Raw genomic sequence first — 20,664 nt, forward strand, 5'->3', positions numbered from 1 at the left:
ATTGTTCAATGTAAGGTCGGAGTCTCCTGTTGTTCGGTCGACTTTTAAATCATAGTATTTTACTTGGAATTATCTTACCATCGCCTGTCAGGCACGTCAACCACTTTTCTTAAAAGAAGTTCCAGCCCGGCAGCCACCGGAGGAAGAAGGAATATCTGGATGGAATCATCATACCCGAAAGAATCGGATAGAACAACGCAAACAAGACGAATACGCCCAGTAAATAGCCGTAAACCCATCTTCTTTTATGAAGCGGACCTTGTTCCAAATAATCTTTGATATAGTAGGTCAGAATGAGCACCAGGAACGGCACCATGGCAAAATAGTGATAAATAAAAGTGAGCCTCGGCACCAGCATCCATGGCAAGTATTGGGAACAATAAGCGATTAACAGCATGCGCAGCAGCTTATCTTTCCTCTTCACAGCCACATAGAACGAGCAGATGACCGCGATAAAGCCAGGCCACCAAACCAGCGGATTTCCGAACGAGACGATGCTCGACAACATGCCCTGCGGCATAAACTTGGCTTGATAGTACCAGATCGGGCGCAGCATCATCGGCCACTCCCACCAAGGGGAAGAGAACGGATGAGTCGCTACCAAATCCTTATGATACTTGTACATATGCACCTGATAAGTGACGACATCCTTCAGCTGATGTCCAGGTCCCGGAACCATCATGAAAGGAATATACGATAGCGTATAAATACCCAACGGAATGATAACAAACGTTAGTACGCACCACAGGAGAGTATAGATCGTGTTTTTTGCAAATCGTTTCTGCACATTCAGTAATCGGCTGCGCTCTAAATCGGATAGAGCCGGCTTCGTGTCTTCCTCGGTTTCAACGTGCTGCACCGGATCTTCCAGATCCGTCTGAACCTGAGATGGCGCTTTATGCGCATCCTCCTGCAGCAAACGCCGAGCGATCCGGTATTCGCTATAACGCTCTATTAAAGATAATAGCAGCAGAAGGGCTAGGCCGGCACCGCCGTAGATCACGATCCATTTGGAGGCCGCGCCTATTCCGAAAAAGAGGCCGGACAAGCCAAGTGGGATCAGTGTAGCCCACAGCTTTTCCCGATAAAAGCTTAGCGTCGTATAGCGGTACATGAAATAGAACATCAGCATGATAAAAAATACGCCGTAAACATCAATCGTCGCAATGCGTGTCTGCGCAAAGTGCATAAAGTCAAACGTTAAGAGGAATGCCGCGATAAAAGCATATTCAGAACGGCCGAACATCCGCTTGGCGAACACATAGATCACGGGTATCATGCCGACCCCGAACAGCGTTCCAATAATACGCCACCCAAACGGGTTGAGCCCGAATATGTAAATGCCGATCGCCATGAGCACTTTACCTAACGGAGGATGCGTGCTTTCATAAGGCTCTATTTTGTGAAGATGCTCGTAGGCCGTTCTTGCGTGATAAATCTCATCAAAGTAAGTCCCATTCATGTACGTAGGCGTGTACGGTACTACGCTAGATTCATCGAATAAATCCGCTGTTTTTCCTTCATCCGCAGGGTTTATATCCTGCTCTTTCAGGTCAGTAATCGGTAAAATGGTCGAATTGCCATCCCCGAAAATCCCGATTTCATGCAGATGCAGCGGTGCGCTTTCCTGCCCGTCAATCACCACTTTCACATAACGAGCGTCTTTCATCGGTTCTACTGCGTTCCATGTGAAAACCTTGGTATGATCGGATTTGACAGAGATTTGATCGTGCCACTGCTGGCCATCTTGTGAGAACCAGAAGGAATAGGAACCTTCCCCAACGCCGGCAAAGGTATTAATTCTAGTTATGTTGTGCGAGCTTCCGAGGTCAGCAACGACGGCTTCCCCAGTGGTTGTCGGCTTCCAAAAAGTAGTTGGCGCTTTATGACCGCCTAGATGGAATAAAGCAATAATGGTGTATATGACGACCAGTAAACCTAGGTATAACGCATCCTTTTTAGAGAAAAAACGTCCCTTCGGGCTTCGTTCTATCCCATCCTTACTCTCTTTGAAAATGGCATTCCAGCGCTCGGTCCACTTGTCCGTGGTCGGGACTTGTGGAATCGGGACGAGGTCATCCTGATTATTCTGTTCTTGTTGTGATTGCACGAAAAGCCTCCATCCCAAAATACATGCATAAACAAATAATATAACATTGATGGCTGATACAGCCAGCATCAAGGGATCATAGCGCGGAATATGATAATCTTGATGAAAACTTCGCAGCAGCACATCCGCAATATTGATGAAATGAGTCAAACTAAAGCCAATAAACAGACCAAGAATACGGCGATCCTTGATATAAATAAAACTCGTAAGAGCTAGCAGCAGCCCGTAGTGCAAATAGCGTTCATGCATTTTGGTCATACACATAAAAACAGCCGTTATAAATAAGAAAGCCACATACAAAACTGCACCCTTCTGGCCTTTGCTGCGGATATACAGATAGCAAGTGTACAAGATGGAAAGGATCATGAGCACTATGCCCAATTTTTCATAGGAGATATGTAAGAAACTCTTTTTTATGTCGATAAAGTTACCGCCTAAGAGCGTCATAAGATTAAACGCATTCAGGGAAGCGTAGGGATAGGAGGCCAGCGTGCCGGAGTAAAGTCCGATTAACCATCCATAACCTCTTCCAATGGCAAAAGGAAGGGCAACTACCGCTATGGTCGTCATGCCACTGAGCACACTCAGCAGGAATACCATCAAATTGCGCTTGCGTAATACATCAATGAGCAGAAAAATGCCGAAAAGAAGCGCCTGCGGCTTGAGCAATAAAGCCAAGGCGATAAACACGGAAGCTTGAGGCAGCTTCCCGCGCTGCTGCATCAGAAATGTCGCCGCAACAAACAGCATAAAAAACGAATCAACCTGTCCCCAAATCGCAGAGTTCGCCCAAATCGCAGGGTTAAAGGCAAACAACGCAGCTATTCCTATCGCTTGCAGCCATGTTCGCGCGCCGTCCTTCCTGCTGACTGCAAGTCGGAACAACAAATAAACGGTTACGATATCCGCCAGAATGGCAGGGAATTTCAGCAGTAATAACGATTGTCCACTCTCCCAAGGGATGGACAACTTGTGGTGCAGCATACCTATAACATAAAGGACATACATATATCCTGGCGGGTAATCCAGGAAATATTCCTTGGCGTTGTTATACATGCCGGACAAACCAACCGTATAAGCACGGTCCGACCAAGCCAGAAACGTTCGGACATCCGTATCATAGCCCATCCAGATTGGTGCAAGATAGAGTCTTATGAATAGCGCTGTCAGTAGCAGTAAACCCAGAAGTAAGAATTTATAGGGCCCTTCGCCCACTTGCTTGAACCAGCTTACCATGAGGCATCTCCTTAAAAATAGACTACTACCATTATACCCGTCCACTCTCTAGCAGAAAAGGAAAAAAGCACCGACCTCTTTCGGTCAGTGCTTAGGTTCAATCTTTTCAATGCGCTCGCAAATATCGTGCAGCCAATCATAATCTCCTGTAAGCGATGCGCAAAGCGATAAATTTTCTAGTTTTAAACGATTCCAAACATAGGTCGCGTTAGCTTCCATGCACAGCATTAACTCATCCTGCTCTGCTCGCGTTAACTCCCGCGCTCTGCGTAATGTCCATAACTCCGCCATACGTTGATGAACGGCCAACATGGTTCCAAGACCCTCCTGCTCGATAAGGTGCTAACATTATGCAGTATGGACAAAGTTGGGAGCGCTGAAACAAGCGGGCGACGATAAAAATATCTGACATTGAATCCCACCATTCGATAGATCGAAACCTACTACCCGATATATCGAAACCCACTGCCCGCACATCTCGTTCCACCACACTTGTTGTGCGCTAACGGACCCCACTGCCGCTATTTCGCATATTTCGCCCCTGTTCCAAATCTAACGGACTCCAGAGACGCTATTGGACCAAAATCGGGCTAATTTCCACGCTTTTTAGGTGAATAACGGCGCTGGGGTTCGTTAGAAATTCAAACGGCCGTATTTTCGCCGAATAAGGTCCACTCAGTCCGTTAGCCCGCCTCCCATTTTCAAGTAATCCACGCCTTCTCTGATTAGTTTCCTGTTTGATATTCATTTGCAACCATTCCTCATATTTCTGATCAAAGCTTTGCACACGGCCCCACTCCTTTTTTTGGACAAAATAAACACAAAAAGCCGCCCCGATACAAAGTATCGAAGCGGCGTGTTCCTCACGACCGAATATAGGAAGTGTAACTTGAAATAAAGAGACTGTCCATCCGATCATTTCTGACCTTTCCAGACAGTCTCTTCCAACTTTTTTAATTAAGGGATGTGGATAACGGAGATTCTATCAACCGGGAAAAAGAATACAGTATTATTACTTGCAAGAACAACGTTACCATGTTCAATTCCTAGAAATCTACCTGTGTGGTTCGGAGTAGTACCTGCATGGATTGTGATGGTAGTGCCAAGGCTGATGCGAGACAATGTAGCATATACGGAGCAACTCATCGTTTTCTCCTCCTTTCAATCTTTATAGTACATAGTATTCTAGTGACCTTTTTTGGTATAGACGAATGACGCAAGATATTCGTATATTTCGTATATTTCGTATTTTTGGTAGATTATGCGTTTCTATTCTTCCATTATTGGTTTGGATGAGACGAGCCTCCGCAAACCAAAAAGCCTTCCTCTCACAACACTCGTTGAGAGAGAAAGGCACTGGGTCAAGCCTATTATGCTGTTGACTCTTCTTCTTCTGACGCATTCGCTGATTCTGTGCCTTCGAGGAAGAATTGTACGAGTTTTACATGCTTTTTCAATGATTTTTCGTGAATCAGGTTGATTTTGCCGTTATCCAATGCGCCGAAGACATAAATCAATTCCTCATTCTCATGGGACCAATCAAATCCTTCCAGAATTTGCAGGCAATCTGTCCATTCCTCGTTATATTGCCCGTTCGGGAATAAGAAACGGTTCGAGTAGAGCGCAATGCTTTCTTGGATCACCCGATTTGCTGATGTATACTGCGCGAGACCCGGTTGCTCCGGCATCATCGGCAATAACGTATTGAAGAATTGGTGCAGGATCTCCACATACGTCGAAGGATCGTGGCGGATTTTGCGTTGAAGCTCATAAGACGGCTGCATTCTGCCCGAAAACAACATGGTTGCGGTCGCATATAACCAGCTGAAGCATGTGAAATTACGGTTAAATGACGTCAAATTGCTGCGTCGCTCTACGCCGACAGCTTTGAGATACACGTTATGATCAACAACCTGCTGAATAACGAGATTAAGCGGATCAATGGAATCGAAAGAGTGACCGAGCTCTTTGCTCACCAGTTGGACTTTGGAGTTGATGTCGCCAAATAGCTGCTGCTCTTCTTCCTCCGTTAAGCCAATGTAGATTTGCACGGCAAGCTGTGTCTCCATCAAATCAAGGCGTCTGCTCTCAAGTTGATTAATCGTGCCTTCCGTTTCTTCCACTTCTTGCTTAATATCTGCATCTTCAGGCATCTTGCGCTGTTTAATTTTCAGAAGTACCAGCTTCTTCTCGTAGCGTCGAACTTCCTTCTGCATTTGCTCATTCACATAACCAAGCGCCAAAATTCGATGCTGGCCATCCAAAATAGAAAGCTTCGAACCATGCTTCAGCAAAAATTCTTTCTCACCTTTGGAAAGTTGATTCACTTCACGCAGTGAAAGCGTAACCGGGCCGAAAAAGACATGATCCAGTTCGCGTTCTTGCAGATACGTGGAAATTTTACGTCTTTGCATATTACTTAGCTTCCGCTGTACCATAGGGTCGATCATCGTATAATTGAGCAAATCCTGAACGCGCAAGGCTACGGTTGAAAGCCCGAATTTCTCGCAAAACGGATGAATCGTCATTTTGAGGCGTAATCCTTCCATTAGCTCACATCCTCCTTATCGCTGATTAGGAAAGCATTCTGCTCTGTATAGAAATTCTTGATGAAATTATAAGCTTTCATGATCCGGGTACGTCTAGGTAAACGATCCTTCTCGTCTCCCGCGTAAATCCCGTTCCAATTGACATGAGGAAGTATTTTCAAAGCATGCTCAAGCGCATAACGATTGAATTTGCCTGTTTTCGTTGCTTCTTCATGGATGAACAAAGCAAGCGCAATTTGGATATTTTCAGTCCAAACGATTTCACCTTTGGCCGGCGCATCCAAATAATTCAGCAAACCGTTAAAGTAAGTCCCCGCTAAAGAAACCAGATCTTGAAGATCTTTGTCCTCATATTGGTAACCGTTATTCCGAGCAGCGGATTTCATTCTGCCTTCGAACAAGGCAATCAAAATCTCAATCAGCAAGTGATACGAGAACAAATACTCAGGCGATTTACCGCGTTCAGAGAACATGTCAACGGTCAGCTTTTGCATAGCTGGGGCTTTGGAAGCAAGCTCCGTTGCAGCAACATGGTAAAATCTGCGTTGATCCCGAAGCACAGCCAAGTTACCGCCAAGCTTGCGAGGAAGTTTGTTGATGTCGGAGAACAATTGGCGTTCTTGACGTGCGTTAATGTCTAAATACGTCATCGTGGAAATCGGGAACGCATACAAGCGGCGAAGCTTCTCTGTGATCTCTTCCATCTTTTCGTATTCCCGACGGTCTTTGGCACGTGCCATCTGGCTTTGCAACGTTTCCATAATGCGTTGGAAAGCTGCCAGTCTGTGCTGGCCATCTACCACATACAACTTCTCAATCGGTTGCAAACGAAGCGCTTGTTGTTCATCGTCATATTGACCCGCGCCTCTTGCTGAGAAAATAATGCCCGGGAAATAGATCGGTTGGCGATTCTCCAAGTACAGATTAACATAATCAATTAATTTAGAAAGATTGCGCGGAATAATCGCACGCTGAACTTCTAAATCAACTTCATAGAGTGAAAATAATTTGCTCATAGGTAATGTTGCTGCAATTGTCGCTTGCCCAAACGTCTGTCCCAAGACTCCAGGAATTTCTACATACGATGAAGGCTTCTGCTCAGCTAAGAGCTCTGATAATGAGGAAATGGCGTCCATATGCTTACCCCTTTCAACTATTAAGGTTTAATCTTCTTGTGCAAAAAAATCATATATCTCTCATTCTCCTATTTTTACCAAAATCTCTAATTTTCATTCTACGGTTCGAAGCCAATCGCCTATGCGTCTTGCCGCCTCAAGTAATCTGGCTTCATCCTGCACCAAAGCAATTCGTACAAAGCCTTCTCCTTCTGCTCCGAAAGCGTCTCCAGGTATAACAACGACACCGGCACGGAACAGCATTTCCCGGGAAATTTGTCGAGATGTCCATCCTTTTGGAATGGGTGCCCAGATAAACATGGTTGCCTTGGGTGGCGGTATCCTCCAACCGGCATCTGCTAAAGCCGAAATAAACACATTTCGTCTTCTTTCATAAACGCCGGCAACGGAATGATCGTGTTCCATATCTTCTTCTAATGCTGCAATTCCGGCCGCTTGGATGGCTCCGAATACGCCATAATCGATATTCGATTTGAGCGTTCGCAGCGCTTTTACCGCAGCCGCATTTCCAGTTAGGAACGCGATCCGACAACCTGCCATATTAAAGCTTTTGGACAGTGAATGAAACTCGACAGCAACCTCCTTAGCGCCCTCGACCTCTAAAATGCTGATCGGTTTAAAGCCGTCAAAAGCCATTTCAGAGTAGGCTAGATCGTGTACGACAAGCAATTCATGCTTTTTGGCATAAGCTATCAAATGCTCAAAAAAAGCACGATCTGCAACAGCAGACAACGGATTGCTCGGATAGTTTAACAGGATGAATTTCGCTTTGGCAGCCACGTCTACTGGGATGTCATCTAATTGGGGCAAAAAATCATTTGCAGCGCGCAGGGGAAGCAAGTAAGGCTCAACTCCCGCTAGCACGAGACTTGCCGAATATATGGGGTAACCTGGATCGGGAACAATAGCAATGTCCCCAGGATCACAGAGTGAAAGCGCCAAATGAGCAAGACCATCTTGAGAACCCATTAATGTTAAAATTTCATTATCGGGATTAAGCTCTACACCGAATCGGAACTGGTACCATCTAGCTACCGCTTCACGAAAGGCTAAGCTTCCCTCCGATGTTGGATATCCATAGTGTGCCGGGTTGCGCACAGCCTCTGTAATGGCTTCAATAATGCGTTCAGACGGCGGTAGGTCAGGACTTCCTATACCTAAATCTATGACGTCTACCCCTTGCTTCATAACCTCTCTCTTCCAATCCGCCACTTCCGAAAAAATAGCCGATCCTAGCTGGCTAAGCCGTTTTGATCCTACAATTGTCATGATAGTTATCCTCGTTATGTTGTATTAAACAGTCAATCCATAATTCCTGCTTGATGAACCAGTCTGATCATATAAAGTAAAAATAAAATGAGCCCGAAATAAGCTGCTCCGAATTTCCAACGGGTTTTGGCCGGAACCTCATAGTACCGCTCCTGAATGCCTAAAGGTGTAAAATCGACCTGTACCTGCAGACCTAGATAAAATCCACTTTCTTTCTGCAAACGGTCTACTTTGACAAGCTGCACTCTTCGAATCAAGGCTTGCTGAGGCAAATAGGCCTGTCCTTCAAAACCGATTCCTTGCCAGTACATGACAATCGTTTGCCTGCCGTCACCTACGCCCTGTAAATCCGAATACGTCGTAAAATCCAAATCACGGGTGTGATTCTCGCCAGGTATCATATACCCTTGCTGAAGTAAATGGTCAGCAGCAAATTCAAAACGGGTAGCAACGGAAACTAACTGCTCTTTATGTCTGTATTTCACGTATTTCTTATACAAATCCCAGGCAAACATCGCCCAGATCGCAAAGAAAATAAGCTGATTCACATAATGGTCTAGATAAAATATAAACACTAAACCGCCAATTAAACCAACAATCCATAACCAACGGGTGACAGCCGTTGCAATTCGGCCACCATCCAACGGATGAATCGGCAATAAATTAATTAAATTCAGGTAAAACGCAGCATAAGCGATCGAAACAATAACAGGGGAATCCACATACATGCCTAGTGCAAATGCAGCAACGCCGCCTACCGTCCCGAGAATAGGCCCTCCGATACCGACAAACGCTTCTGTTGCTGCATCGGACGGATTTTTTTTCATCATGATTAACGCGCCAAGGAACGGAATAAAAACAGGCGCCGAGACAGGAAGCCCTTTCAACTTTGCCGCTAAAACATGACCGAGTTCATGAATCAGAATCATTACTACAACCCCGATAGCAGTAGGAAGAGGAGCTAGTTGGGCGTAAGCCCAAACCGTAATAAACATCGAAATGACGGCCCCGCCGATCTTGCCGAATTTTAAGGCTGCCAAAAGCAGCTTTCCTTGCGATAGCAAAACCGCGAGGAAACCGCCTATGGCTAGCGGTGATTTTTTGCGTGGTGGTTTCTGCTTCTCATCCAACCTCACCTCACCCCCTTGCCCATGCTTCCTCAAATTCAGCTTCTTTAAAGCCAACCGTGACTTTCGCACCATCTGTTACAATAGGACGTTTGATCAGTCTGCCGTTTGAAGCTAACAGTTCCAACATTTGCTCTTCCGTCATGCCCGGGAGCTTATCTTTCAAATTCATTTCTTTGTACACTTCACCAGAGGTGTTAAAAAACTTCTTGATACCAAGCCCGCTGTCGCTTATCAACTTGGCCAATTCGGCTGCAGAAGGTGGCGTCTCGAATAACGGAACGTTCTCCGTGATTTCGACGTCATGCGCTTTTAGCCATTTCAGGGCTGCTCGGCAGGTGCCACATTTATCATAGCAAAATACTTTTACTCTCATGATGTAAGGACTCCTTTATGTAAGTGGAAAGCTAATTCATAATTACTTAAAATTTTGGGCTAATTTAATTCGAAAGTCAAGTTATTCCAAACAAAAACCATCCTAAAATTTGGATGGTTTTTGTAAAACTAGTTATTTTTTTGTAGCCACGCTTGCAAATCGGCTAAATCTGCAGGAAGCGGAGCGTTAAATTCTGCCCATTCCCTTGTCCCAGGATGAACAAAGCCGAGCCTGAAAGCATGCAGTGCCTGCCGGCTCAGTCTCTTGCCAGCCTCTTCAGCCGCCGGGCTCGTCTCAAATTCGGGCAATGTATACATTTTGTCCCCGATTAACGGGTGACCTAGGTGCCGCATATGCACGCGAATTTGGTGCGTTCTCCCGGTCTCGAGCCAGATTCGAACTAAAGCAGCCTGCACATATTGTTCCACGACTTCATAATGGGTGACGGCCGAATAACCCTCCGGAGTGACGATACGGACATGCGGTTGTTCGGGATCGCGGTCGATAGGCTCGTTAATCGTGCCTTTCGTTTCCTCAAAACGTCCCCAAACAAAGGCCAAGTATTCCTTTTTCACCTGATGCTGTATCATCTGCTCGGATATTTGCTGGTGCACATATGGCGTCTTGGCGATTGCCAATACACCGGATGTTTCTTGATCCAGCCGATGCACAGGGCGGAAACGGCATGTGCTGCCAGCCTGCTGCCAGTGATACACGACACCGTTAGCAATCGTATTGACGTAGTGTCCATGTGTGGGATGCACGATAATCCCTGCGTCTTTGGCCAGGATTAGCAGATGCTCATCTTCATGAAGAATATGCAGAGGAAGGTCTTGCGGCAAAATATCCTCGGACGCTTCCTCCTCCATACGGATCTCTACACGGTCTCCTGCTTTCACCTTAATATTAATGTACTGCCTGACGCCATTCACAGTAATGCCTTGTTCCGTCAATTTAATGCGGGACAGCAGCTTGCGCGAGACCATCAATCTTTTTTGCAGCACCGTCTTCAGAATGAAACCTTCTTCCTCAGGCGGCACCATATATACTAGCGGTTCATAATAGCTCATGATTTACGTCTAAACACCTCGGCGCTGCGTACATACTCCACATCAGCAATTCCTTCGCGGTGATTCGCTGTGCGGGCAATCGTAAAGAACAAATCGGACAGCCGGTTCAAGTATCTGCGTACTTCCGGATTAATTTCCTGTGTGCGTGCGAGGGTGACAACCCTGCGTTCAGCTCTGCGGCAAACCGTGCGGCATACATGCAGCGTAGAGGACACACTTCCGCCTCCAGGCAAAATAAACCGCGTAATATCCGGCGTTTCCGCATCGTATTTATCGATCCATGCTTCAAGAGCATCCACCATTGCTGCAGTAACTTTGTACGGACGCAGCTCCTGTTTCAATAACGCAAGATCCGACCCGCAATCGAACAGCTCATGCTGCACCTGAAGCAAATCCGGCAGAAGATCCGGATATTTGGCCGGGTCCATAAAGCTCATTGCCTGACCTACATAACAATTCAATTCGTCCGTCGTGCCGTATGCTTCAACACGAGCATCGTCTTTATCCACACGACCGCCAATTACGCCTGTCTGTCCGGCATCCCCGGTGCGAGTATAAATTTTCATTCTATGACGTCCTCCCTTTGACAAGGCTGTGATATCTTCATCATCTCATAAACGCGCTGCATATCCAAGTGACTTCTAACATGGTCAGCCAGCCTATCAAACGCGGCCTCTCTGCGTTCTTTGAAGCGCAAGCCCCCGTCAACAGGCGTGAGCCCTTTCATTTTCCGAATCCGGTTTAACCATGCTCTCCGAAAATCATCATTATGCAAAATGCCGTGCACATAAGTCCCCCAAACACGTCCTTGTTTCACAGCTGCTCCGTCTCCGTGCAGCACATGATCCGAGGCAATAGCCTCATCATTGGTATACGCTCTAATTTGAAAAGGCATGACGACATCTTCCAAAAACCGTGTTCGCCCCATATGGATTTCATATCCATCAATTTCGAACATCCGGAAGGCATCAGCATCAGCGTCATCTGCAAAAAGCGAGGAACTACCCTGCACTTGAACCGTACGTTTGTCCGGAGTAAACACGGTCTCTGTCGGCAAAAGCCCGATTCCCTCAAGCTCAGGATGATTGGATTCATAGCCCTGCGGATCAAGCAGCCTAATGCCAAGCATCTGATAACCCGCACAAATGCCGGTGACCCATCCATTCTCGGATAACGCAAACGTTTTGATACGCGCAGCCAAGCCGGACTCGTTCAAGTGCCGCAGATCATCCATCGTATTTTTGCTTCCCGGGAGCAAGACAACGTCGGGATCTCCCCAATCAGAGAGATGCGTAATGTATCTGAAATAAACATCTTTTTCTTCCTGCAGCGGATCAAAATCCGTAAAATTAGATAAACGAGGCAAGCGAATCACAGCAACATCCAGCTGATCCTTTGCTTTCTCAGGCAATCTTTGAGCCCTCTTCTGCATACGTTTGGAATCCAGGGAAGCGGAATCTTCATCCTCAATGCCAAGCTGCGGCAAATAGGGGATCACGCCTAACACTGGTTTCCCTGTCTTTTCCTCCAACCAATCCAACCCCGGTTTCAGCAGGCTGACATCCCCACGGAACTTATTAATGATAAAACCTTTTACACGATCTCGTTCTTCCGGCGTCAAAATTTCCAGCGTCCCTACAATCGATGCAAAGACACCACCGCGATCGATATCGGCGACGAGAAGCACGGGCGCATCCGCCCATCCAGCCAAACGCATGTTAACGATGTCGCGATCTTTCAGGTTAACTTCGGCAGGGCTTCCCGCACCCTCCAGCACCACAATCTCATATTCGCTGCGCAGCCGGCCTAAGGCGTCTTTGACAATCGCTTCCGCCTTCGGCAGATACGACTCGCGATAGGTCCTTGCATCTAAATCAGAGTATGGCTTGCCGTGCACGATCACCTGGGCGACCATATCCTGCTTCGGCTTAAGCAAAATGGGATTCATATCCGTTGTAGCTAAAATGCGGCAGGCATCAGCCTGTACGCCTTGAGCCCTTCCGATCTCTTTCCCGTCAAAGGTCACGTAGGAATTAAGCGACATATTTTGTGATTTAAAAGGGGCTGTCTGCCAGCCATCCTGAACGAGAATACGGCATAATGCTGCCGTAAGAATGCTTTTGCCAACATCTGAAGCTGTGCCTTGAATCATTAACGTTGCGGCTTTAGCCATGCGTTCTACCTCGATTCTGTGCCAAAGCTGCCACTGTCTGCCGGAGCCCTTCAATTAACCGCTCATTGTCTTCGCGAAGCCGAATCGCGACTCGGCAATATTGTTCATCCAAGCCTTCAAATAGCGAGGCATCTCTAATCAAAATCCCCATTTGTCCCATAAGTTTTTGCGCCTGCTTTACCGTTAAGCCTAGTGCCGGAGGAAAAGAAAATAATACAAAGTTCACATCCGTAGGCACTACATTTAAGCCCAATTGCTGCAGCTGTCCAGTGAGCCATGCTTTCTCATCCTGCAGCCAATGGCGGCTCGCCAGCTCAAACTCCTCATCCTCAAGGACAGCCGTACCGATGCGCTGAGCCAAATAATTAACGCTCCACTGCACTTGCTGCTGCCTGATTTCCCGAATCAAGTCCGGGTGCGCCACCATAAACCCTAGCCGAATGCCTGGAATCGAATAAAATTTCGTCATCGAACGAATAACAATGAGCTTCCGGCTCGTTGAAGCCAGCTTAAGCAACGAGTGTTCCTGCTCATTGGGCACAAAATCCATGAACGCCTCATCGAGCACACAGCTGCGACCACTCTCTAGAAGGCTATCTACGACGTGTCGAGGAAGCAGCCGGCCTGTCGGATTGTTCGGGTGGCCCAGGAAAAAAAGATCTACAGCCGGTATTGCGGCTTCCACATCCTGCTGCTGCAATTCAAACTGATAGGATGAACGCAGTGGGATATTGTAAATCCTGCCGCCTGTTTTGTGAATCGCTTCCTCATATTCACTGAATGACGGCCTTGCAAGCCCCGTCACGGATGGCTTCAATACCCTTGCTGTCAAATCAATCAGCTCTGCGGCCCCATTGCCGACCAAGATGCTTTCCATCTCGATTTCATATTTCTGAGCGAGCTTACGGCGCAATTCACGGACCGCAGGATCTGGATACTTCACGACATCCCTCCAGGCGTCCATCCATATCCCTTTCATAGCAGGAGGCGGTCCCAACGGATTCATATTTGAGCTAAAATCAAGAAATTCATCTCTCGACCGGCCGAACGCTTCTTCAGCAGTCCAGAGATCGCCTCCGTGTCCGTAGCGTTCTAACATGAATTCCACTCCTTTCTTTATGGTGTTGCACAAATAACGACGCCAAGCAGGAGAATCGCTTCAAGCAGCTCGTTCAAAGCACCATAGGTATCTCCGGTCAGCCCCCCTAATTTACGGCTGATGTAAGTCGCAAACAGCCAGCCTGCCAACCAAGTGGCACAGGCAAAATAGAGAGGGACAGGCCAAACGGCTGCATCCGAAACGGTATCGCCAAAATAAACAAAAAGAGTAGTCGTAAACAGGGCTACTACTAATGAAATGGCAACATGCCACTTTGTTACTCCCTGAAAAAAACTGCCTAAACCCGACTCTTTCCTCGCGTAAGGCCACCCCTGAATGGCTGCTGTCATAAACCATCTGCTCCAAACTGGGACAATCGCCAGCAGCAAATATCCCCTAATCCCAGTAGCTCCATCCCACCGATTGGACTCCAGCAGCGTGTAGAGAAGCGCGAACTTGAGCAGCAAATGAAGCACGGCCACAATGACGCCCATCGCTCCAACACGGCTGTCCTTCATGATTTCGAGCATTTGCTCGCGCGGTCTATGGCTGAGGATACCGTCTGCGGTGTCCATTAGGCCATCCAGATGCAGTCCGCCTGTCAAAACAACCCAAAGTCCCAGAAGCAGTACTGCTGCCGGAAGTGGAGGAAGGAACAGGCTTAGACCTTCACTCGCGAGAAGCAGCAGGAGACCTATCACGCCGCCGGCTAGCGGATAGAAGACCACACTGCGCCGAAAGACAAGGTCTGTATAGGTTATTTGCACGGGAATCGGCAAACGTGTTAGAAATTGAAAGGCTGCGATGCAAGCACGCAGCCAATCTAGAACAATACGAGCAGTATGCACAGCAATCCTCCCATCACTACAAAGCTGACGCCGTAAAGCATCCTGACGGCGTAGACAATATCCTGCTGCGTCCGCGGACGCAGCGGCCAGCCCAGGCGGGCGCGCTCGCTCGCTACGCCGCCATAGACGTTCAGCCCGCCAAGCTCAATTCCGAGTGCCCCGGCGACCGCCGACTCCGGAATTCCGCTATTCGGGCTGGGGTGCAGGTGCGCGAAGCGGCGTATCGCCGCCGCTGCGCGCTTCGCCGAGAGGCCCGGCTGCAGCAGGGCGACGAGGATCAGCAGGAGGCCGGTCAGCCTGGCCGGGATCCAGTTCATAGCGTCGTCCCAGCGGGCCGACGCCCAGCCGAAATGACGGTAACGATCATTTCGGTAGCCGACCATCGAATCCAACGTATTCGATGCCCGGTATAGCATAGCGAGCGGCGCTCCGCCGATCAGCGCATAGAAGAGCGGCGAAATCACCGCGTCAACGATGTTCTCCGCCACAGTCTCCACGACCGCGCGCGTTAGCTCTTCTTCGTCCAAGGCTTCCGTATCGCGGCCGACGATGTAGCCCGTATACTTGCGAGCGTCGGCAAGTTCGCCTTTGCGCAGCGGATTGTACACGAGATACGCGGCATCCTTGAGTCCCTTGATCGCAATCGTCGTTGAAATCAACCACGTACAGACGGCGTAACCGAGCCATTCGTGAACCGAACGCGCGGCTAGAACGAGGACGAATACACTCCCCGTGCTGATAATCAAAGTAGTAGTTGTAAGCAGTACTCCTTTAAATTTTTCACTCGTGGGTGAGTCGCTTTTACTGCGCAGTAACCCTTCCATCCAGCGAATCCAACGCCCGATAAGAATAACGGGATGCGTCGGCCATCTCGGATCGCCAATAAGCCAATCCAGTACAATAGCAGCAGCCGTCATACTGACGATCTCCTGCCAGGAATAAATCCACATCAGTTATCACCGCACCGATCCTCTTAAGGCTGCTTGCTTCCATCCAGCCGGTAAGCCATGCTTTTCAGTTCAATAGGGATCCCGACCGTTACCAGGAATACCTGCTCGCACACCTCAGCTAACCGCTGGTTCATTCTTCCGGCCAAATCGCGGAAGCTGCGGCCAAGCGGGTATTCCGGCACAATGCCGTCTCCGACTTCATTCGTTACCATGATGAGCTGTCCACGTCCACGGTAACCAGACACTGTATCCACCAGTTGCTCAACCTGCTTCATTACCAAAGTGGAAGCGTCCTGCTCGCCTTCATACTGGAGCAGCCAGTTGCTTAACCAGAGTGTTAAGCAATCGACCAGTACGACCGCCTCCTCGCCGCTCTCGTCCAGCTGCTGCAAGAGCTCGCACAGCCGAAACGGCTCCTCCCGGGTATCCCATGGATACCCCGAACTGAGCCTCGTCTGCTGGTGCAGACGAACCCGCTCCCTCATTTCCTCATCGTAGATGTGGGAGGTCGCGATATAGATCCCACGCTCGCTACCATGCATCGCGAGCTTCTCTGCAAAAGAGCTCTTGCCGCTGCGCGCGCCGCCCGTTACCAAAACCGCCATGGCGCCTCCGCCTCCTTCTCAGGCTGTCTACTCCCGCGACACGCCTGCGCTTTCGAATGTCGCCATCTCTCGCATGATCTTGCCTGCGGCTTCGATCAAGTTAAAGGCAAGCACCGCGCCTGTTCCTTCGCCCAGGCGCATATCCATCTGCAGCATCGCAGAGAGGCCCACAGCCTCGAGCATCTTCGCATGTCCCTGCTCTTGAGATAAGTGCGAGGCGAGCATGTAGGACGCGCTTAGCGGGGCTAATCGGATCGCCACGAGTGCTGCTGCCGACGAGATGTAGCCGTCGACGACAACCGGACACCGATTCTTCGCTGCGCCCAGAATCACCCCAACCAGTCCGGCGATCTCCAATCCGCCGACCTTGCTCAACACTTCAAGCGCGAAGTCGCCGCTTGTGCTTATGGCGTTGTCCTTCGCCGGACGAAGTCCGTTCACGTCCAGCGCCTTGTTGACAACCGACCGCTTATGCAGCCATTTCGCGTCGTCAATGCCCGTTCCGCGGCCTACGGATATTTCAGCATCCACACCGCCCAATGCGCATAAAATCGCTGCGCTGGCCGTTGTGTTGCCGATCCCCATTTCACCGGTCGCGAAAAGTCGATAGCCCTGCTGAGCCAGGCCATCCACTAACTCAATGCCCGCCTCAATCGCTTGTACGGTTTCCTCTAACGTAAGTGCCGCTTCGCGCGCCATGTTGCGTGAACCTTTTCTTACCTTGCGTGAAACCAGGTTCGGATGCTCCAGGTCCGCGTTAACCCCCATATCCACACAAACAACGTCTGCCCCAGCATGTCTGGCCAGCACATTAACCGCTGCACCGCCATGAAGGAAGTTCAGCACCATCTGCGGTGTCACTTCCGCCGGGAAAGCACTAATGCCTTCCTCACAGACACCATGGTCGCCAGCCATCACAATGACCGCTTTTTTATCAAACAACGGCTTCACTTCACCTGTAATCCCGGCGACTTGTCGTGCAATATCTTCCAACTTGCCTAAGCTCCCCTGTGGTTTGGTCAGTTGATTCAAATGATTATTTGCCTGATCCACCATATCTGCATGAATAGGCTCAATAGCTCCGATCATCGTTTGCAATTTACTCATTTCCATTCCTCCGTTACCAAGTTCATTATTTTCCCGGCTGCAATAAAATCTGTGGTGCTTGGTTCGTTGGGTGCTGCAGAACAATAGGTTCTGTTCCATAGACCTCTGTAATTAATTTGCTTGTAATAATCTCATCTGGCGTTCCTATCGCTGCCAATTCTCCGTTATGTATCACCATTAACCGTGTACAGTATTGCGAGGCCAAATTCAAGTCATGAAGAACCGCCACTACGGTTAACTGCGACTCGCGCTGCCATTCACGAATATAATCCATCATCTGTACTTGATACCCAATATCCAAAAAGGTTGTGGGCTCATCCAGCATAAGCAATCGCGGCTGCTGAGCCATGACTTTCGCAAGCGCGACCCGCTGCCTCTCGCCGCCGCTGAGACGCTCAATCGTTCGTTCAACAAGCGGTTCCAACTGCAGCTTACGAATAATCGCTTCGATGAGTTGCTCCGCTTCCACGGTATCTTCGCCAAGCCAATTCTGAAACGGATAACGGCCCATCTCCACGACTTCGCGAATTGTGAATCCAACCGGCGGCAGTGCATCCTGCTGCAAAACGGCCAGCCATCTGGCCAGTTCCTTTCGTGAATAGGCGGACGCCGGTCGGCCATCCAGCTCTACCGAGCCATTTTTAACCGGATCAATCCCGGAAAGAAGGCGTAGCAACGTCGATTTCCCGCTGCCATTTGGCCCAATAATGCCAAAAAACTCACCGTGTTGGACCTCAAAGCTTATATTTTCAAGTACCGGCCGTTCATGAAAGCTTTGCGAAAGCTGCTGCACTTTAATCATCTTTTTCAACCTCTTAACGTTTTCTTATCCTTATGTAGCAAATAGGCAAAAAATGGCGCCCCCAAAAACGCAGTGATAACTCCAAGCGGAATCTCCGTCGGACTTAGCAAGGTACGAGCGAGCGTGTCCGCCCACAAGACATAGATGCCGCCGCCAATCGCGGACAAAGGAATAATAAGACGATAGTCCGGACCGACGATCAGACGAACCAAGTGCGGAATGATGAGTCCTACGAAGCCGATAACACCTGCTACAGAGACAGCTGCCGCCGTAATAAATGTAGCAACGATTAGCACAATCAGCTTCGTGCGTTCTACATTTACTCCCAAATGGGAAGCCTGCCGCTCTCCCAACGCAAGCAAATTCAATGATCTTGCATAACTAAGCAGTATGACTAAACCTATGACTAAATATGGCGAAATAATCGTTATGTACGGCCAGCCCCTCATGGCCAAGCTGCCCATTAACCAAAAAACAATTTCATTAATGACCTGCTTGGAAATCGAAACCATAAAGGAAACAATCGCGCCAAGAAAAGCCTGCATGACAACGCCGGACAAAATAAGCGTCTCCATCTTCAGCTTGCCATCGATCTGAGCCAGCTTAAGCACGAGGAAAAGGGAAATAAGTCCCGTTACAAAAGCAACAATCGGAACCGACCATTGCCCAAACAAAGCCATCTGCAGACCAAAATAGATTAAAAACGCTGCCCCGACCGAAGCGCCCGAAGAAACCCCCAGCGCGTATGGATCGGCAAGCGGATTGCGCAGTACGCCCTGGAAAGCAGCTCCGGCAACGGAGAGAGAGGCCCCTACCAGAATCCCCAGCAATACGCGAGGCAAACGCACCTTATTTATAATTTGCTCCGCAGACTGCTGCCAAGTGACGTCGATGTAATCGCCTGCCCAAGGAATATGCTTCCCTAGGATGCCCGCAATTTGTAGTACTGGGAGATTAGCTGTTCCCAGCGATAAACTTGCCAGAATAGAAAGAAGAAGGAGTATAACCCCTACTCCTCCCCATAGCATTAGTTTTTTTTTCATTTATTTCACCAGTTCAGGATAAATGCCTTTCGCCATTTCCAACAGTCCATCGGTCAATCTCGGTCCCGGACGGCTCAGCAGGTTCTGGTCAAGACCGATTACCTGTTTGTTCTTCACAGCTTCAATAGCATCCCAGCCGCTTCGTGTGCGAATAATTTCATCAAGCGACATCTTGCTTTTGGTATCTACGACACCATTCGCAAAGAGAATAACAGCCGGGTTTTGTGCGATAATTTTCTCTTCGCTGATTTGATACCAGCCTTTACCGTCGCCGGCTACATTAATGCCGCCCGAAAGTTTGATCAGCTCATCCATGAATTCGCCGCTGCCGACGGTCCAGCCCGGACTGAATTCTATGTATACTTTTTTCTTATTTTCCTGCTTTACATCTTTCACGGCATCGACAACCTTCTTACGATCCGCTTTCATCTTGGAGACGATTTTCTCAGCTTGTTCCTGACGATCTGTAATCAAACCATAAGTTTCAATGTTCGCAATCGCATCATCCAATGTCTTTGGCTCCACTTTAAACACATTGATGTTCGATTCACGCAGTTTTTCAACCGTGTCCGCTTTCATCGAGACACCTGTAAAGACAATATTCGCATTAGTCGCAATCAAAGCTTCCTGGTTAGGCTTCGTGATACTTCCCAATTTGGGCTTGGACTTCGCAGCTTCCGGATAATCATCGAAATCGGAAACGCCGACAATCTTATCATCCAATCCAAGTGCAAAAAGTGCTTCCGTTTCTGCAGGAGAAACCGATGCGATCCGCTCCGGCGCCTTGTCAAAAGTGAATTCTTTCCCCGTTGCATCTTTAATTTTCAGCGGATACGCCGTCTTTTTGGATGTCGCAGCTACTGTTGCAGCAGGAGTAGGCGCCGTCGTTGTCTCTCCGCCAAGCTTAGATGGACTCGTAATTTCCGCTTCTTGCTTACCACAAGCCGCTAAGCTAACCGCTGTCGCTAAAGCAACCGATAAGAGGAGCGTCCTCTTGATCCCGTTCTTTTTCACTTGCATGGTGTAACCCCTCTCTCTGAAACCTGTGATTTCGATAATTCCCAAATAAAAAACCCCTCTGTTCCTAAGGAACAAAGGGGACGATAAATCGCGGTGCTCAGCAACGAATCCGTTGCTTCCTGATTTAAAGCGATCCTTTTCCTC

At 48.5% G+C, this 20,664-nt stretch carries 19 protein-coding genes; all 19 read right to left on the reverse strand.

Annotation, left to right across the window (positions count from 1 at the left end; translation table 11 throughout):
* Positions 1-109 precede the first annotated feature (109 nt).
* Positions 110-3,346 carry a glycosyltransferase family 39 protein gene (locus tag GON05_RS13005; protein ID WP_157319539.1) on the reverse strand — a complete coding sequence of 1,079 codons (3,237 nt, stop codon included), beginning with the start codon at positions 3,344-3,346 and terminating at the stop codon, positions 110-112.
* 84 nt (positions 3,347-3,430) lie between these two features.
* Positions 3,431-3,658 (reverse strand): DUF7667 family protein, encoded by a 228-nt coding sequence (locus tag GON05_RS13010; protein ID WP_127457765.1) that lies wholly within the window; start codon positions 3,656-3,658, stop codon positions 3,431-3,433.
* Positions 3,659-3,917: 259 nt separating this feature from the next.
* Entirely contained in the window at positions 3,918-4,265 is a 348-nt protein-coding gene (locus GON05_RS39045; RefSeq protein ID WP_221435230.1) for a hypothetical protein, read from the reverse strand.
* A 451-nt stretch (positions 4,266-4,716) separates the two neighbouring features.
* Complete coding sequence (locus tag GON05_RS13020) at positions 4,717-5,895, reverse strand: DNA sulfur modification protein DndB (RefSeq protein WP_157319541.1); 1,179 nt, start codon at positions 5,893-5,895, stop codon at positions 4,717-4,719.
* The gene (locus GON05_RS13025) at positions 5,895-7,031 is read right to left on the reverse strand and encodes a DNA sulfur modification protein DndB (protein ID WP_157319542.1); all 1,137 of its coding nucleotides are present in this window, start codon (positions 7,029-7,031) and stop codon (positions 5,895-5,897) included. Before GON05_RS13025 ends, GON05_RS13020 begins: the two co-directional genes overlap by 1 nt.
* 93 nt (positions 7,032-7,124) lie before the next feature.
* Positions 7,125-8,300, reverse strand: a complete 1,176-nt coding sequence (locus tag GON05_RS13030) for an aminotransferase class I/II-fold pyridoxal phosphate-dependent enzyme (protein WP_157319543.1) — start codon at positions 8,298-8,300, stop codon at positions 7,125-7,127.
* A gap of 32 nt (positions 8,301-8,332) precedes the next feature.
* Positions 8,333-9,430: a site-2 protease family protein gene (locus GON05_RS13035; RefSeq protein WP_157319544.1), complete on the reverse strand. Its 1,098-nt coding sequence runs from the start codon at positions 9,428-9,430 to the stop codon at positions 8,333-8,335.
* Positions 9,431-9,437: 7 nt separating this feature from the next.
* The gene (locus GON05_RS13040; RefSeq protein WP_157319545.1) at positions 9,438-9,803 is read right to left on the reverse strand and encodes an arsenate reductase family protein; all 366 of its coding nucleotides are present in this window, start codon (positions 9,801-9,803) and stop codon (positions 9,438-9,440) included.
* Between the two features lie 128 nt (positions 9,804-9,931).
* The gene (locus tag GON05_RS13045) at positions 9,932-10,873 is read right to left on the reverse strand and encodes an RluA family pseudouridine synthase (RefSeq protein WP_157319546.1); all 942 of its coding nucleotides are present in this window, start codon (positions 10,871-10,873) and stop codon (positions 9,932-9,934) included.
* Complete coding sequence (locus GON05_RS13050; RefSeq protein ID WP_127457300.1) at positions 10,870-11,439, reverse strand: cob(I)yrinic acid a,c-diamide adenosyltransferase; 570 nt, start codon at positions 11,437-11,439, stop codon at positions 10,870-10,872. Before GON05_RS13050 ends, GON05_RS13045 begins: the two co-directional genes overlap by 4 nt.
* Entirely contained in the window at positions 11,436-13,046 is a 1,611-nt protein-coding gene (locus tag GON05_RS13055) for a cobyric acid synthase (RefSeq protein WP_157319547.1), read from the reverse strand. Before GON05_RS13055 ends, GON05_RS13050 begins: the two co-directional genes overlap by 4 nt.
* Entirely contained in the window at positions 13,039-14,145 is a 1,107-nt protein-coding gene (gene cobD / locus GON05_RS13060) for a threonine-phosphate decarboxylase CobD (protein WP_157319548.1), read from the reverse strand. Before cobD ends, GON05_RS13055 begins: the two co-directional genes overlap by 8 nt.
* Before the next feature lie 17 nt (positions 14,146-14,162).
* Positions 14,163-14,993, reverse strand: coding sequence for an adenosylcobinamide-GDP ribazoletransferase (gene cobS / locus GON05_RS13065; RefSeq protein WP_181646388.1), 831 nt, complete (start codon positions 14,991-14,993; stop codon positions 14,163-14,165).
* Positions 14,969-15,943, reverse strand: a complete 975-nt coding sequence (gene cbiB / locus GON05_RS13070) for an adenosylcobinamide-phosphate synthase CbiB (RefSeq protein ID WP_157319549.1) — start codon at positions 15,941-15,943, stop codon at positions 14,969-14,971. The genes cobS and cbiB overlap by 25 nt, the downstream gene beginning before the upstream one ends.
* Positions 15,944-15,966: 23 nt before the next feature.
* A complete protein-coding gene (gene cobU / locus GON05_RS13075) occupies positions 15,967-16,548 on the reverse strand; it encodes a bifunctional adenosylcobinamide kinase/adenosylcobinamide-phosphate guanylyltransferase (RefSeq protein WP_157319550.1) in 582 nt (193 codons plus the stop codon).
* Between the two features lie 27 nt (positions 16,549-16,575).
* Complete coding sequence (gene cobT, locus GON05_RS13080; RefSeq protein WP_157319551.1) at positions 16,576-17,655, reverse strand: nicotinate-nucleotide--dimethylbenzimidazole phosphoribosyltransferase; 1,080 nt, start codon at positions 17,653-17,655, stop codon at positions 16,576-16,578.
* A gap of 25 nt (positions 17,656-17,680) precedes the next feature.
* The gene (locus tag GON05_RS13085; RefSeq protein ID WP_181646389.1) at positions 17,681-18,457 is read right to left on the reverse strand and encodes a heme ABC transporter ATP-binding protein; all 777 of its coding nucleotides are present in this window, start codon (positions 18,455-18,457) and stop codon (positions 17,681-17,683) included.
* A 5-nt stretch (positions 18,458-18,462) separates the two neighbouring features.
* The gene (locus GON05_RS13090; protein ID WP_157319553.1) at positions 18,463-19,500 is read right to left on the reverse strand and encodes a FecCD family ABC transporter permease; all 1,038 of its coding nucleotides are present in this window, start codon (positions 19,498-19,500) and stop codon (positions 18,463-18,465) included.
* Positions 19,501-20,520 (reverse strand): ABC transporter substrate-binding protein, encoded by a 1,020-nt coding sequence (locus tag GON05_RS13095; protein ID WP_157319554.1) that lies wholly within the window; start codon positions 20,518-20,520, stop codon positions 19,501-19,503.
* Positions 20,521-20,664 lie beyond the last annotated feature (144 nt).

Origin of the sequence: Paenibacillus anseongensis (assembly GCF_009757995.1) — a bacterium.
GTDB classification, from domain to species: Bacteria; Bacillota; Bacilli; order Paenibacillales; family NBRC-103111; genus Paenibacillus_E; species Paenibacillus_E chondroitinus.

What these genes read in the sequence shown, in the direction of transcription:
- GON05_RS13005 (WP_157319539.1), bottom strand. Translation starts at nt 3,346, where the DNA reads ATGGTAAGCTGGTTCAAGCAAGTGGGCGAAGGGCCCTATAAATTCTTA.
- GON05_RS13010 (WP_127457765.1), bottom strand. Translation starts at nt 3,658, where the DNA reads ATGTTGGCCGTTCATCAACGTATGGCGGAGTTATGGACATTACGCAGA.
- GON05_RS39045 (WP_221435230.1), bottom strand. Translation starts at nt 4,265, where the DNA reads ATGATCGGATGGACAGTCTCTTTATTTCAAGTTACACTTCCTATATTC.
- GON05_RS13020 (WP_157319541.1), bottom strand. Translation starts at nt 5,895, where the DNA reads ATGGAAGGATTACGCCTCAAAATGACGATTCATCCGTTTTGCGAGAAA.
- GON05_RS13025 (WP_157319542.1), bottom strand. Translation starts at nt 7,031, where the DNA reads ATGGACGCCATTTCCTCATTATCAGAGCTCTTAGCTGAGCAGAAGCCT.
- GON05_RS13030 (WP_157319543.1), bottom strand. Translation starts at nt 8,300, where the DNA reads ATGACAATTGTAGGATCAAAACGGCTTAGCCAGCTAGGATCGGCTATT.
- GON05_RS13040 (WP_157319545.1), bottom strand. Translation starts at nt 9,803, where the DNA reads ATGAGAGTAAAAGTATTTTGCTATGATAAATGTGGCACCTGCCGAGCA.
- GON05_RS13045 (WP_157319546.1), bottom strand. Translation starts at nt 10,873, where the DNA reads ATGAGCTATTATGAACCGCTAGTATATATGGTGCCGCCTGAGGAAGAA.
- GON05_RS13050 (WP_127457300.1), bottom strand. Translation starts at nt 11,439, where the DNA reads ATGAAAATTTATACTCGCACCGGGGATGCCGGACAGACAGGCGTAATT.
- GON05_RS13055 (WP_157319547.1), bottom strand. Translation starts at nt 13,046, where the DNA reads ATGGCTAAAGCCGCAACGTTAATGATTCAAGGCACAGCTTCAGATGTT.
- cobD (WP_157319548.1), bottom strand. Translation starts at nt 14,145, where the DNA reads ATGTTAGAACGCTACGGACACGGAGGCGATCTCTGGACTGCTGAAGAA.
- cbiB (WP_157319549.1), bottom strand. Translation starts at nt 15,943, where the DNA reads ATGTGGATTTATTCCTGGCAGGAGATCGTCAGTATGACGGCTGCTGCT.
- cobU (WP_157319550.1), bottom strand. Translation starts at nt 16,548, where the DNA reads ATGGCGGTTTTGGTAACGGGCGGCGCGCGCAGCGGCAAGAGCTCTTTT.
- cobT (WP_157319551.1), bottom strand. Translation starts at nt 17,655, where the DNA reads ATGAGTAAATTGCAAACGATGATCGGAGCTATTGAGCCTATTCATGCA.
- GON05_RS13085 (WP_181646389.1), bottom strand. Translation starts at nt 18,457, where the DNA reads ATGATTAAAGTGCAGCAGCTTTCGCAAAGCTTTCATGAACGGCCGGTA.
- GON05_RS13090 (WP_157319553.1), bottom strand. Translation starts at nt 19,500, where the DNA reads ATGAAAAAAAAACTAATGCTATGGGGAGGAGTAGGGGTTATACTCCTT.
- GON05_RS13095 (WP_157319554.1), bottom strand. Translation starts at nt 20,520, where the DNA reads ATGCAAGTGAAAAAGAACGGGATCAAGAGGACGCTCCTCTTATCGGTT.